Genomic DNA, 13,791 nt, shown 5'->3' with positions numbered 1-13,791 from the left:
CGGTCATTCCCGCGAAAGCGGAATCCAGGGGTTGAACGACCGCTCTCTCCGCCCTGGATTCCCGCCTTCGCGGGAATGACGAGTCGGAAGTTTGTATCCAACAAAAAACCCGCCGGATCGCTCCGGCGGGTTTTTGATTTGCAGCTTGCTGCGGCTAGCTCAGTCTTCAACAACCTTCAGCTGCACGCGGCGGTTTTCTTCGCGGCCTTCCTCGGTCGCGTTGTCCGCGATCGGCTGGGTCTCGCCGTAGCCGACCGGGGTCATGCGACCGCCATCGACGCCACGGCCGATCAGGTAGGTCTTGACCGCGTTGGCGCGGCGTTCCGACAGGCCCTGGTTGTAGGCGTCGGTGCCGACGTTGTCGGTGTGGCCTTCCAGCTCGACTTCAAGATCGCCGTAGGACTGCAGCGTGCCCGCCACATCGTTGAGGATCTGCTGAGCAGCCTGGGTCAGACGGTCGGAGTCGAACTCGAACTTCACGCCCTTGAGGATGAAGTTCTGCTCGGCGGCGCAACCGTTGGCGTCGACCTGCTCGCCGGCACGCGGGGTGCGGCAATCGCCGACCAGCGCGCAACCGTTGGCGAGGACCTTGGCGCCGGCCGGGCTCTTCGGGCACTCGTCGACCGCGTCAGGCACGCCGTCGCCGTCGCTGTCGAGCGGGCAACCCTGGGCGTTGACCGGCTGGCCAGCCGGGGAATCCGGGCACTGGTCGGCCGAATCCGGCACGCCGTCGCCATCGCTGTCCGCTTCGACGGTCGGCTCGACCGGCGCAACGACTTCGACCGGCGCTTCGGCAACCGGCTCCAGATGGCCGAGCGGGAAGATGAAGCCGACGTTGAACACGCCGTCGGTGAACGCATTGCTGCCCGGGTTGACGCCAGCGGCCTTTTCATCGTGCTGGTCGGTGCGGTAGCGCGCTTCGGCGCGCAGCAGAACGCGCTGCGTGATCGGGTACATGTAGCCCGCACCGATATCGAAGACGAACGAGTGGTAGTCACGCTCGCCGCCCGGCGCCTTGTCGGTCTGGCCGTGCATCAAGGCGAGCAGGGCGTAGAAATTCGGGCTGCTCTTGAACAGCGAAATCATCGAGCCGATGCCGATGCCGCGGAATTCGGTGGAGTCACCGCCGCCGGCTTCGGGGTCCATCTGCTGGTAAAAGCCGGTGAGTTCGAGCGTCATGCTCGAGTTGACCTTCTTGCCGACCGAGATCACGCCGCCCAGGCCGTCGTCCGTGCCGCGGTCGCTGTCGACCTTGCTGAACGAGAACATCGGCGAGACGTACCAGGGCTTGCCCTGCAATGCCGAATCGGTCGGCACCACGTCGTAGCCGCCCTCGTCCTCGACTGCAGCTTCATCCTGTGCCAGAGCCGGTTGCGCAGTCCCCAGCGTCAACAGCAATGCCAGCCACCCAAAACGGTTCTTCATTTGAAACTCCCCTTTATGTCCGTCCCGACATCAGGACCGGTGATCGCATAACTATAACAGCGGCCTTCCGGGCCGTGTCGACCCCCACCGCCTCGGGTCCGGATCGGAAACCGCTGCGGCAAAACAGGTACTCCCGGACCCTTGGTGGCCGCTATAATCCGCGCCCCCAAGCGAGCATTCCCGATGGAAGCCCAGCAGATCCGCAATGAGGTGACAGCCCTGCGAGTGCGTTTCGACGCGCTGCGGGGCTATCTTTGACTACGATAACAAGCGTGACCGGCTGATCGAGGTCAACGCCGAGCTGGAACGTCCGGACGTCTGGAACAAGCCGGAAACCGCGCAGAACCTGGGCCGCGAGCGCGCCAAGCTTGAGGACACGGTGCATTCGCTCGAGCGCGCAGACGCGTCGATGAATGACGCCATCGAGCTGCTTGAGCTTGCCGAAGCCGAAGGCGATGCCGGCACCATCGCCGAGATCTCGCGCGACGTCGAGCGCCTGATCGCGCAGGCCGACGATCTCGAGTTCCGTCGCATGTTCAGCGGCGAGCTCGATGCCAGCAACTGCTATCTCGACATCCAGTCCGGCGCCGGCGGCACAGAGGCGCAGGACTGGGGCGAAATCCTGCTGCGCATGTACATGAAGTGGGCCGAAGGCAAGGGCTTCAAGGTCGAGCTGATGGAGCGCTCGGACGGTGAAGTGGCCGGCATCAAGTCGGCGACGATCTACGTCACCGGCGAGTACGCCTATGGCTGGCTGCGCACCGAGACCGGCGTGCACCGCCTGGTGCGCAAGTCGCCGTTCGATTCCGGCGGCCGCCGCCACACCTCGTTCTCCGGCGTCTTCGTGTCGCCTGAAATCGACGACAACATCCAGATCGACATCAACCCGGCCGATCTCGAGGTCGCGACCTTCCGCTCCAGCGGCGCGGGCGGTCAGCACGTCAACAAGACCGAGTCGGCGATCCGCATCAAGCACGTGCCCAGCGGCATCGTGGTGGCCTGCCAGACCCAGCGCAGCCAGCACGCCAACCGCGACCACGCGATGAAGATGCTGAAGTCCAAGTTGTACGAGCAGGAGCTGCAGAAGCGTTCGGCGGCCAAGCAGGCGGTCGAGGATTCCAAGGCGGACATCGAGTGGGGCAGCCAGATCCGCTCGTATGTGCTGGACCAGTCGCGGATCAAGGATCTGCGCACCAATGTCGAAATTGCCGACACCCAGAAGGTGCTCGATGGCCATCTCGATCCTTTCATCGAAGCCAGCCTGAAGCACGGGCTGTAAAGACGGCACCATGACCGAAGAAACCAAGCCAGCGCCCGCGCCCGAAGAGACGCCGGCGGCCGACGAGAACTACGTCATTGCCGCGCGTCGCGAGAAGCTCGAGAAGCTGCGCGCCGAGGGCAATGCGTATCCCAACGGCTTCCGCCGCGACACATTGGCCGAGCATCTGCACGGCTGCTATGGCGAGCGCGACGCCGAATCGCTGGAAGGCGAGACCACCGAGTTCCGCGTCGCCGGCCGCCTGATGGCCAAGCGCGGGCAGGGCAAGGTCAGCTTCGTCGAGCTGCAGGATTCCTCGGGCCGCATCCAGCTCTTCGTGCAGCACAACGCCGTCGGCGACGAGCTGTACCAGAAGTTCAAGACCTGGGACATCGGCGACATCGTCGGTGCGGTGGGTACGCTGATGCGCACCAAGACCGGTGAACTGTCGCTGCGCGTCACGCAGCTGGATCTGCTGGTCAAGACGCTGCGGCCGCTGCCGGAAAAGTGGGCGGGCCTGACCGACACCGAGATCCGCTATCGCCAGCGCTACGTCGATCTGATCGTCAATCCCGATGTGCGTCGCACGTTCGAGAAGCGCGGCCAGACCGTGCGCTTCATCCGCACTTTCCTCGATGCGCTGGGCTTCCAGGAAGTCGAGACGCCGATGCTGCAGCCGATCGCCGGCGGTGCCGCCGCGCGGCCGTTCATCACGCACCACAATGCGCTGGATCGCGAGCTGTACCTGCGCATCGCGCCGGAGCTGTATCTGAAGCGCCTGGTCGTCGGCGGCTTCGAGAAGGTCTACGAGATCAATCGCAACTTCCGCAACGAGGGACTGTCGACCCGGCACAACCCCGAGTTCACGATGCTGGAGTTCTACCAGGCCTACGCGGATTACAACGACGCGATGAATCTGGTCGAGACCCTGATCCGCGATGCCGCGATCACCGTCAACGGCAGCGGCAAGCTGACCGTGCAGGGCCGCGAGTATGACCTTGAGCTGCCCTTCAATCGCTGGACGATGAAGGAAGCGGTGCTGCGCAACAATCCGCAGCTCGACGCCGCGCGCCTCAACGACCGCGACTACCTCGCGCCATACTGCAAACAGGTGGGCGGCGACGCCAAGCCGGGCTACGGCGCCGGCAAGCTGCTGACCGAGATCTTCGAGAAAACCGTCGAGGCCGGCCTGTTCGAGCCGACGTTCATCACCGAATATCCGACCGAAGTGTCGCCGCTCGCGCGCCGCAGCGACGCCGATCCGGACGTCACCGATCGCTTCGAATTCTTCCTCGGCGGCCGCGAAGTTGCCAACGGCTTTTCCGAGTTGAACGATCCGGACGACCAGGCCGGCCGCTTCAAGAGCCAGGTGGCAGCGAAGGACGCCGGCGACGATGAAGCGATGGTGTTCGACGCCGACTACATCCGCGCGCTCGAATATGGGCTGCCGCCGACGGCCGGTGTCGGCATCGGCATCGATCGGCTGGTGATGTTCCTGACCGACTCGCCGAGCATCCGCGACGTGCTGCTTTTTCCGCAGATGCGGCCCGAAGCCTGAGGCTGCCCCGCGCGGGCGTCCATATGAGTTCGTCCGCGCAACGTCGCTGGATTCTGATCATGGGCACGATCGTCGCGATCGGCCCGATGTCCATCGACATGTACCTGCCGAGCCTGCCGGCGCTGCAGTCGCATTTCGGCGTCAGCGCGGCCGAGGTGCAGCTGACGCTCGCGGCCTATTTCATCGGCCTCGCGTTGGGGCAGATCGCCTACGGTCCGATCGCCGACCGCTTCGGCCGGCGTCCGCCCTTGCTGCTCGGCCTGGCGGTCTACAGCGCCGCCTCGCTGTACTGCGCGCTGGCGCCCAGCATCGATTCCCTGATCTTCGCGCGCTTCGTGCAGGCCGTCGGCGGTTGCGCCGGCATGATCGTCACGCGGGCGATGGTGCGCGATCGCTACGAAGCGCAGGACATGGCGCGCATCACCTCGCATCTCGTGCTCGTCATGGGCGTTGCGCCGATTCTCGCGCCGCTGGCCGGCGGCCAGCTGCTGGCCTTGGCCGGCTGGCCGGCGATCTTCTATGCGCTGGCGCTGTTCGGCGCGGTCTGTTTTCTGCTGAGCTGGTCCGGGTTGCCTGAAACCCTGGTGCATCGCGGCGAGCCGCTGCAGTGGGGGCGCACCGTGCGCAATTACGCGCGCCTGCTGTCGCATCGCCGTTTCATGGGCTACACGCTGGCCGGCGGTGTCGCGACCGCAGGCATGTTTGGCTACATCTCGGGCTCGGCGTTCGTTTTCATCGAGGTCTACGGCGTGACGCCGCAGCAGTTCGGCTGGTTCTTCGGCAGCAATGCCGCCGGCCTGATCGTCGCGTCGCAGCTCAACCGTTACGCCCTCGACCGCTTCCGCGCGGAGCGCGTCCTGCGTGCCGCGCTGACCTCCTACGCAACGTTTGGCGTGATGCTGGTGCTATGCGCCTGGACCGGTTTCGGCGGGCTGTGGGGCATCGCGCTTTCGCTGTTTGGCGGCATCTCCAGCCTCGGCTTCAGCTTCCCCAATGCGACGGCCGCCGCCATGGCGCCGTTCGGCGACCGTGCCGGTCTGGCCTCGGCGATGATGGGCACGCTGCAGTTCAGCATCGCCGCGGTCACCGGCGCGCTGGTCGGTCATTTCCATAACGGCACGGCGTTGCCGATGGCGATCGTCATCGCCAGCTGTGGCCTGATCTCGGTCACCCTGTTGCGGGTGCTGGTGCGCGGCCCGCAGACCCCGGCTGAAATCTAGATTTAACGTGAAGCAGGTCGACGATGGGTCGACCGCTGATTGCTAAGCTGCAGGGAATTCGCGGTATCGAAACCGCGTTCCGGGGGCTTTTCATGTCGATCCGTCGTATCGCGATTCTGCTGCTGCTCGCCAGTCCTTCTGCATTTGCGCTGGAAGGGCTGCCACCTGCCGTCACGCTGCCATCCGACGTCCTCGTCTACGACGCCGCCAGTGTCGTCCAGGAAGAATTCGCCGAAGTGGAATTCACCCAGGCCGACGGGCAGAACGTCGCACGCAAGGGCCGTCACTGGCGCAGCTATCTGAAGTGGAAAGACAGCGACAACAAGCCGGTCGCGCAGACCTGGCCGGCCTGGCTTGCGGCGCTGAAGGCCAGCGGCTGGACGCTGGTTGCCGACTATTCCGAGGGGCGCGGCCACACCCTGCGTAAATCCGAAGGCGGCAAGGAACTGTGGCTGAGCCTCGCGATGGGCGATTACGATTCGCCAGTGCTTGAGCTGATCGAGGTCGCCGGCGCCGCACCGGCGCTGAAGCTGACCCCGCCGGCCGCCAAACCGGAGACGATCGCCGACGACGCGGACTTTCCGTATCTCGGCAAACCCGCGGGCGCCGTGCTGGCGGATACCGGTGTCGTCAGCGAGCCGCTCGACGTCACGGCGATTGGCGTGGATCGAGAGGCACAACTGGTCGGCCAGGGCTACCGGATCAAGCGCTACAGCCCGCCGGCGAGCCTGTCGAAACTGGCCTTCGAGACCAGCTATCGCGCGGCGCTCGAACAGGCCGGCTGGACGGTCAAGCCGGCGGACGGCGGCAAGCCGGGCGAGGGCCATGTGGTCGCCCATTACAGCAAGCAGGGTCGCAACCTGTGGGCCGTGCTCGGCCGCGGCAACGACAACAGCAACACGGGTCTGACGTTCGCGGTGGCCGATCTGGGTGCCGAGGATTGGTCGGCGCGCCTGAAGAAGGATTGCCGTCTGCCGCTCTACGGCCTCAACTTCGACTACAACAAGGCGACGCTGCAGGCCGATGCGGCGCCGGTCCTCGAAAAACTGCTGGCGCTACTGAAGACCGATGCCGCGCTGGCCGTCGAGATCCAGGGGCATACCGACAATGTCGGTGGCGACGCCTACAACCAGAAGCTCTCCGAAGCGCGGGCCAAGACCGTACTCGACTGGCTGGTCGCGCACGGCATCGCCGCCAACCGCCTCAGCAGCCAGGGTTACGGCCTCAAGCAGCCGGTGGCCGACAACGCCTCGGACGCGGGTCGCGCTCGCAACCGCCGCGTCGAGATCGCGCTGAAGGGTTGCGTCAAACGATAAGACCGGCCTTGCTCAGCCCTCGACCAGCAGCTTGTCGATCTCGGCGAGATCGCTGCCGCCAAGGCGGCCGGCAACGGCCTTCAAGCGCAGCACGTTGAGCAGGTAGTCGTAGCGCGACTGGAAGTAGTTGCGCTGGGCGACGTAGAACTGCTGCTGGGCGTTGAGCACATCGACCGCAGTGCGGGTGCCGACTTCCAGGCCGGTTTCGCTGGCTTCGAGCGCAGTCGCGCTCGACTTGACCGCCTGGTTCAGCGCGTTGACGCGCGAGGCGCCGGTGATGACCGCCTGGTAGGAGTTGCGCGCATTGCGTTCCACCGCGCGGGCCTGTGCTTCGCGCTGCGAGTCGCGCTGTTCGCGGACGGCCACGGCTTCGCGCACGCGCGATTGCATGGCGCCGCCCGAGAAGATAGGCAGGGTGACGCCTGCGTAAGCGGCGGTCGCCTGGGTGTCCTGCGGAAAACGACCCGCTTCCGAGGTGTTGTCCTGATAGCTGCCCTGGACGCCGAGCGTCGGCAGATGCGCGGCCTTGGCGACCTGCACGCCGCGCGCTGCGACGTCGAGATTGAGCTGCGCGACGAGCAGATTCAGATTGCCTTCCTTTGCCGCCGTGACCCAGTCGTCGGCATTGGTGGGGACTGGCGCCGGCAGCGGAATTTCCTCACGCAACAGCGCCACGCGATCGGCGGGTGCCTTGGTGATTTCGGTCAGCGCCTCGCGAGCGAAGGACAGTGCCTGCTGAGCTTCGAGTTCGGTGGCGACCGTCAGGTCGTAGCGAGCCTGGGCTTCCTGCACATCGGTGATCGCCGAAAGGCCGACATCGAAGCGCCGCTTGGCTTGCTCGAGCTGGCGCTCGACCGCAGCCTTTTCGGCTTGCGAGGAGCGCAGCGTATCGATCGCGCCGAGGACGCCGAAATAGGCTTCGGCGGTGCGCAGCATCAGCGCCTGCGATTCGGAGCGCAGCACGGCTTCGGCCTGCGCGACCTGGCTGTCGGCCTGCTGCAGCCGGCGCCAGTTCTCGAGGCTGAAGATCGACTGGTTGAGCGTGACGGACAAGGTCTCGTCGGTGCCGTTGTTGTTGAGGATGGGCGATTCGCCGGGCAGCACCGCTTCCGGCGGCACCGTCACCTCGGATTCAACGTAGCCGTAGTTGTAGTCGGCCTGCAGCTGCGGCAGCAGCAGCGCACGTGCCTGCGGCTTGGCCTCGATCGACGCATCGCGCTGGAACTGCGCGGCGCGGAAGGTGGCGTCGTTCTGGACGGCCAGATCGTAGGCGCGCATCAATTCGTTGGCCTGGGCAACGCCAGGCAGGGCCAGTACGACCGGCAATAGACAGAAAGCAAAGCGCATGGGGTTCCTCGGTCTTGTATCTATGTGCTGGCAATCAGTAACGCGGCACCGAGGAATCCACCGACACAGACCATGCGTCTATCCCCCCGGACACGTTTGAGACATTGGTGTAGCCGTTGCGTTCAAGAAAGCGCGCCGCCATCTCCGAACGCATCCCGTGATGGCATAGGACGGCGATCGGCGCCTGAAGGTTTGAATCCCCACCCAGTTCCGCCAGCCGCTGCGGCAGCTCCTGCAGCGGAATATGCGTCAGCGGGCCGGCAATGCGGGCACAGTCCAGCTCCTCGGCGCTGCGCACGTCCAATAGATGGATGCTGCCCGAGGCAAGACGGTCGCGGAGTTCCGACACTTCGATCGTATGCATGCGGCGCAGTCTACCGGAGGCCGGGTAAATCCCGGAATCACTTCACGTAGAAGGCTGTCTGGCCGATCAGCTGGCCGCTTTGGGTCACGACCCGGATATCCCAGCGGCCCTGCACATCCTGCGGGAAGGACTGCTTGTGCGACCAGGCCCGGTAGCCGGCCTCGCGGCCGCCCTGGACCTCCAGCGGGATGGCGTCGACGAGACGCCCGCGATGCATCCAGTGATGCTCGATCTTCTCGCGCAGCCCGCGCGGTACATGGACGCTGCTCCAGGCGTACAGGCCGTTGGCCTGCAGATCCTGCGCGCTGATGACGCGGATTTCGGCGCCGGCGCTGCGCCCCGGAATGTCGATGCTCGATGTCATCTTCAGGTCGCTGACCCACAACGTAGCCGGGGGGATGGCGACGCGAAGCTGCCAGCCCCCCCAGGCCAGGCAGACCGCCATGCACACGGCGAAAACCGAACGCAGCGGCACGACGCTGGGCAGCGCGGCATGCCAGGCCGGCACGCTGACCGCGGCCAGGCAGACCAGCGCCGCCCACAGGCTTTCGGTCGTCGTCAGGTGCCACAGCATCGGCGCCGCGGTCAGCACTGTCACAAAGCCGGCGACGGCGTGAAACGTCCACAGGATGGCGCGTCGCGGCGCGACGCTGCGGTAGTAGAGCGGGTCGATGATCGAGACCAGCGCCAGCAATCCGATCAGCGCGGTGAACATCGCCTGCGGCGACAGCCAGGCGGTCGTCGCATAGAAGAAGGGCAGCGTGAAAAACAGGCATTCCTGGTGCAGGGCCTGCGCGGCGTAGCCGAACAGCACCGGCGCCGGACCCGCCTTGCCGCGCTTCTGCGCATAGGCCTTGAGCGGCGGTTCGATCAGTGCCAGCAGCCAGGACAGCGGCAGCAGAATGACCAATGCCTGGGCCACGCGCTCCTGCCGTTCGAACCAGACGAAGCTCATGATGCCGGCCGCGAAGCTGATGAGGGCGACGAGGTGTCGCCAGCGCGCCCAGCGCGCCTGCCAGTGCTGCTTCTGTTCCTCGGAAAGAGCGATCACGCGCTGCGATTATTCCGGCGACTGCGGATAGACCAGCGCCGCCAGCTCGGTGCGGCTGTAGACGCCGAGCTTGCGGTAAACGCGATACAGATGATTCGCGACGGTGGAAGGCGCGACGCCGATCTGCTTGGCGGCCTGCTTGAACGAGAGCCCCTGGGCGACGCTGTTGACGACCTCGCGTTCGCGCGAGGTCAGGCGGTCGAGCGGGCCGGCCGGCCACAGCGTCAGCAGCGAAAGATCGCCGAGCGGTTCGCAGCGGATCATCAGGTCCTGGAAGCTGACGGTTTGCCCGGCTTCCGGAATCGGCAGCGGCACCGCATGCGGTGCGCGCTTGGGGAAACGTTCGTCGAGCAGATCGAGGAACCGTACAGTCGCTTCGTGGAACGTGCCCTTGGCATCCACCACCGCGGCACCGGCGCCCGGCGGGCGCTCCGCGTGGGTACGCGTCAGATGCAGGAAGAACGCGTGCGAGGCGGCGTTGAACAAATGGAAAGTCAGACGCTTCTGTCGCGCATGATCGGCATCGGTAAACCGGCTCTTGCGATCCTTGCGATACAGCGTCACCAGCGAATACAGACCGGAACGGCGGTCGACATGGCCGGTCGACAGAATGCGCGTGATGCCAAAAGGCTCGAATGCGCGGCGATAGATTTCAGAAGCGAAGAACGCCTTGTCCGGCAGCACGCTTGCCATGTCCACCGGCGTGTCCAGGTGCTGCAGGATGCGCGGCACGATCGGGTTGATGTGCGTCGTCGATTCGAGCACCTGCGGAAATTCCGGCGGCAGGCCGTTGACGGTCACCGTGTGGAACTTCAGATCGCGCGCCACGCCGCTGCCCCATAGCGCGCCGTCGTACGGAAACACCGCCTGTACCTGTTCCAGCGCCCACGCACGGTACTCCGCGGGAGGTACCGACAATGCAGAGCGGTACAGCCGGGCAATCAGGACATCGACCGGATCGGTGGATTCGCCGGGTTCGCTGGTAAGGGTTTGAGCCATGCCGGACATTGAGTTCTATGCAGCCCTTTTAAGCCGTTTTCACTGCTGACTCAAGTGACTGCGCGATGTTCCTCGCGGGCGCACGGCCGATTGTGGCTTGGACATGCCTTCAGGGAGCGCTAGAGTAGCGCGAGAGTATAAAAATTAATCAGGGAGCGGCTTTTCGCGCAGCGTCGCCTTAAACGCAGACCAGGTCATCGGACCGGATCTGCGGGCACTTGCGTCCTTGTCGTGCGGTATCGAAATCCTTGGCTGCGTTGCTGCAGCCGATGACCGGGCGTGCGCGTCTGCGCGTCCCGTTTGCTGTGCCGTTGTTCTGAAAACAAGCGCCGTCAGTGCGCGTCACTAAGGAAGGGAAGATGAACAAGTTATCAATGGCCTTGATGGCCCTGCCGTTGCTTGCCTGCGGATCAGTGTTTGCGCAGCCGCAACCGGCCCCCATGTCCCCCGGCAGTCAGGTGCCCGCATCCACGGCCAGAATCCTCGGTCGCGGCGTTGCGCTGCCCGGGGCGTTGTTGCTGACGTCTCCGCGCAAAGGTGCGCCAGTCGTGGCCGCGCTGCCGGCTCAGACCCCGGTCGAAGTGCTCGATCACATCGAGAACGGGATTACCGAAGAGCATTCCGAACTCTGGTGGTTTGCGCGCAGCGGCGGCCAGATCGGCTGGCTGTCGCCGGATCACTTCCTTTCCTATTAGCGTCGGCACGGTGGCGGGCGTTGTCACGGCGCCCGCCGCCCGAGCTTGAATCGCTGACCCTCTCCCCGATCTCCGGGTCGGGCGGATGCGGCTGCTCGATGCCATTACCGGGCCGCCCCACTTGAATCTGGGAGCGCTACCCCCAAGAATTAGCAGCCTTTCATGGGGAGTGCTAACAACGGCCGCGGCAGAGCAGCCGGGAGCGTTCCCCTTTGAAGAATTAAGTCATTGAATCCTATTGGAGATTTCGTATGAACCTGCGTCCCCTGCATGATCGCGTGATCGTGAAGCGCCTCGAAGAAGAGAAGAAGTCGGCTGGCGGCATCATCATCCCGGACAACGCTTCGGAAAAGCCGTCGCGTGGCAAGGTCATCGCCGTCGGCGCTGGCAAGAAGGGCGATGACGGCAAGCTCATCCCGATGGACGTCAAGAAGGGCGACACCGTCCTCTTCGGCAAGTACTCGGGCTCGGAAGTGAAGGTTGATGGCGAAGACGTCCTCGTGATGCGCGAAGACGACATCATGGCGGTCTTCACGAAGTAAGCCGCGCGGGGTGCTCTCCTGCACTCCGGCAAACAATCAAACCCTGGATTCCCGCGTTCGCGGGAATGACGATTTAAAGAATTTAGTGAGGAATTGAGAAATGGCAGCCAAAGAAGTTCGTTTTGGTGATGACGCCCGCGCCCGCATGGTGGCCGGTGTCAACATTCTGGCCAATGCGGTCAAGGTCACCCTCGGCCCGAAGGGTCGCAATGTGGTGCTCGAGAAGTCCTTCGGCGCTCCGACCGTGACCAAGGACGGTGTGTCCGTGGCCAAGGAAATCGAGCTGGCCGACAAGTTCGAGAACATGGGCGCCCAGCTCGTCAAGGAAGTCGCTTCGAAGACCTCCGACGAAGCCGGTGACGGCACGACGACGGCGACGGTGCTGGCTCAGGCCATCGTCAACGAAGGTCTGAAGTCGGTCACCGCCGGCATCGACCCGATGGAAATCAAGCGCGGCATCGACAAGGCGGTTGCCGCCGTCGTCGCCGAGATCAAGAAGGTGTCGAAGCCCTGCAAGGACCGCAAGGCGATTGCCCAGGTCGGCACCGTGTCGGCCAACAACGACGAGTCGATCGGCGAGCGCATCGCTGAAGCGATGGACAAGGTCGGCAAGGAAGGCGTCATCACCGTTGAGGAAGGCTCCGGCCTGAGCGACGAGCTGGATGTCGTCGAAGGCATGCAGTTCGACCGCGGTTACCTCTCGCCGTACTTCATCAACAACGCGCAGAGCCAGACCGTCGAGCTGGAAAACCCGCTGATCCTGATCACCGAGAAGAAGATCTCCAACATCCGCGAGATGCTGACGGTCCTCGAAGGCGTGGCCAAGGCTGGCCGTCCGCTGCTGATCATTGCCGAAGACGTCGAAGGCGAAGCGCTGGCGACCCTGGTCGTCAACAACCTGCGCGGCATCCTCAAGGTCGCTGCCGTGAAGTCGCCGGGCTTCGGCGATCGTCGCAAGGAAATGCTCAAGGACATCGCCATCCTGACCGGTGGCCAGGTGATCTCCGAAGAACTGGGCCTGTCGCTCGAGAAGGTTGCCGTGACCGACCTCGGCACCGCCAAGAAGGTCCAGATCGACAAGGAAAACACCACGATCATCGACGGCGTCGGCAAGAAGGACAAGATCGAAGCGCGCGTCAAGGAAATCAAGGCGCAGGTCGAAGCTTCGACCAGCGACTATGACCGCGAGAAGCTGCAGGAGCGTCTGGCCAAGCTGTCGGGCGGCGTTGCCGTCATCAAGGTTGGCGCTGCTACCGAAGTCGCGATGAAGGAAAAGAAGGCCCGCGTCGAAGACGCGCTGCACGCCACCCGTGCGGCCGTTGAGGAAGGCATCGTCGCCGGCGGCGGCACCGCGCTGATCCGTGCACAGAAGGTGCTCGATGCGCTCAAGGCACCGACCGACGACCAGCAGGTCGGCGTCAACATCCTGCGTCGTGCGATCGAAGAACCGCTGCGCCAGATCGTCCGCAATGCGGGCGGCGAGCCGTCGGTCGTCGTCAACAAGGTCAAGGAAGGCAAGGGTTCGAACGGCTACAACGCCGGCACGGGCACGTTTGTCGACATGATCGACGCGGGCATCATCGACCCGGCCAAGGTCACGCGCATGGCGCTGCAGAACGCGGCCTCGGTCGCCGGCCTGCTGCTGACCACCGAAGCGATGATTGCCGAAGCGCCGAAGAAGGACGACGGCGCGCCGTCGATGCCTTCGGGTGGCGGCATGGGTGGCATGGGCGGCATGGGCGACTTCTAAAGCCTGCCGTTCGCTGCAAGCAATACCGACCAGGGCTCCGCAAGGAGCCCTGGTTTTTTGTGCCTGCCGAAAAACCCGCTTGTATCAGTCGCCCGGATGGAATCCGGAGTGCGGCCCGAACGATGAACAATCCCGGGTTGCACCCGGGCTACGCGAATCCCAGAGCTGTGTAGGCAGAAATTACAAGAACTACCCGCCGCAGAACTTTCATGTAATGTCCATTGGCGGCATCATGGCGGCCCGGTTTTCAAAGTGCCCCCGGAGTC

General features: G+C 64.6%; 12 protein-coding genes. 7 read left to right on the top strand and 5 right to left on the bottom strand.

What is annotated here, in order from left to right; genetic code table 11:
• Positions 1-159: 159 nt before the first annotated feature.
• A complete protein-coding gene (locus AC3WUF_RS19295) occupies positions 160-1,425 on the bottom strand; it encodes an OmpA family protein (protein WP_492428683.1) in 1,266 nt (421 codons plus the stop codon).
• 183 nt (positions 1,426-1,608) lie between these two features.
• On the opposite strand from AC3WUF_RS19295, the gene prfB reads away from it, so the two are divergent.
• From prfB to AC3WUF_RS19275, 4 genes are all read left to right on the top strand, one after another.
• Positions 1,609-2,704, top strand: a protein-coding gene (prfB, locus tag AC3WUF_RS19290) for a peptide chain release factor 2 (protein ID WP_492428681.1) whose coding sequence is annotated in 2 segments (ribosomal slippage) — positions 1,609-1,680 and positions 1,682-2,704 — 1,095 coding nt in all. Because the reading frame shifts where the segments join, the coding sequence is not laid out codon by codon here.
• A 10-nt stretch (positions 2,705-2,714) separates the two neighbouring features.
• Positions 2,715-4,241, top strand: coding sequence for a lysine--tRNA ligase (lysS, locus tag AC3WUF_RS19285; protein ID WP_492428679.1), 1,527 nt, complete (start codon positions 2,715-2,717; stop codon positions 4,239-4,241).
• Positions 4,242-4,264: 23 nt separating this feature from the next.
• The gene (locus AC3WUF_RS19280; protein WP_492428677.1) at positions 4,265-5,461 is read left to right on the top strand and encodes a Bcr/CflA family multidrug efflux MFS transporter; all 1,197 of its coding nucleotides are present in this window, start codon (positions 4,265-4,267) and stop codon (positions 5,459-5,461) included.
• Positions 5,462-5,553: 92 nt separating this feature from the next.
• Entirely contained in the window at positions 5,554-6,777 is a 1,224-nt protein-coding gene (locus AC3WUF_RS19275; protein ID WP_492428675.1) for an OmpA family protein, read from the top strand.
• 12 nt (positions 6,778-6,789) lie between these two features.
• Here the strand turns inward: AC3WUF_RS19275 and AC3WUF_RS19270 are convergent, their stop codons facing one another.
• The 4 genes from AC3WUF_RS19270 to AC3WUF_RS19255 are packed head-to-tail and all read right to left on the bottom strand — an operon-like array spanning position 6,790 to position 10,538.
• Positions 6,790-8,124 (bottom strand): TolC family outer membrane protein, encoded by a 1,335-nt coding sequence (locus AC3WUF_RS19270; protein ID WP_492428673.1) that lies wholly within the window; start codon positions 8,122-8,124, stop codon positions 6,790-6,792.
• Between the two features lie 34 nt (positions 8,125-8,158).
• Positions 8,159-8,488, bottom strand: coding sequence for a rhodanese-like domain-containing protein (locus AC3WUF_RS19265; protein WP_492428671.1), 330 nt, complete (start codon positions 8,486-8,488; stop codon positions 8,159-8,161).
• 37 nt (positions 8,489-8,525) lie between these two features.
• The gene (locus AC3WUF_RS19260; RefSeq protein WP_492428669.1) at positions 8,526-9,539 is read right to left on the bottom strand and encodes a DUF5924 family protein; all 1,014 of its coding nucleotides are present in this window, start codon (positions 9,537-9,539) and stop codon (positions 8,526-8,528) included.
• Between the two features lie 9 nt (positions 9,540-9,548).
• Positions 9,549-10,538 carry a helix-turn-helix transcriptional regulator gene (locus AC3WUF_RS19255; protein ID WP_492428667.1) on the bottom strand — a complete coding sequence of 330 codons (990 nt, stop codon included), beginning with the start codon at positions 10,536-10,538 and terminating at the stop codon, positions 9,549-9,551.
• 335 nt (positions 10,539-10,873) lie between these two features.
• Between AC3WUF_RS19255 and AC3WUF_RS19250 the strand changes: the two genes are divergently transcribed.
• The 3 genes from AC3WUF_RS19250 to groL all read left to right on the top strand — a co-directional run bounded on the left by AC3WUF_RS19250 (position 10,874) and on the right by groL (position 13,525).
• Positions 10,874-11,233: an SH3 domain-containing protein gene (locus AC3WUF_RS19250; RefSeq protein ID WP_492428665.1), complete on the top strand. Its 360-nt coding sequence runs from the start codon at positions 10,874-10,876 to the stop codon at positions 11,231-11,233.
• 251 nt (positions 11,234-11,484) lie between these two features.
• Positions 11,485-11,775: a co-chaperone GroES gene (gene groES, locus AC3WUF_RS19245; protein WP_492428663.1), complete on the top strand. Its 291-nt coding sequence runs from the start codon at positions 11,485-11,487 to the stop codon at positions 11,773-11,775.
• Positions 11,776-11,875: 100 nt separating this feature from the next.
• On the top strand, positions 11,876-13,525 hold the full coding sequence (gene groL, locus AC3WUF_RS19240; protein WP_492428661.1) for a chaperonin GroEL: 1,650 nt from the start codon (positions 11,876-11,878) through the stop codon (positions 13,523-13,525).
• Positions 13,526-13,791: the final 266 nt, after the last annotated feature.

The sequence above is a fragment of the Fontimonas sp. FW305-C-3 genome (assembly GCF_058783185.1).
This window is presented reverse-complemented; position numbering and strand designations above follow the sequence as displayed.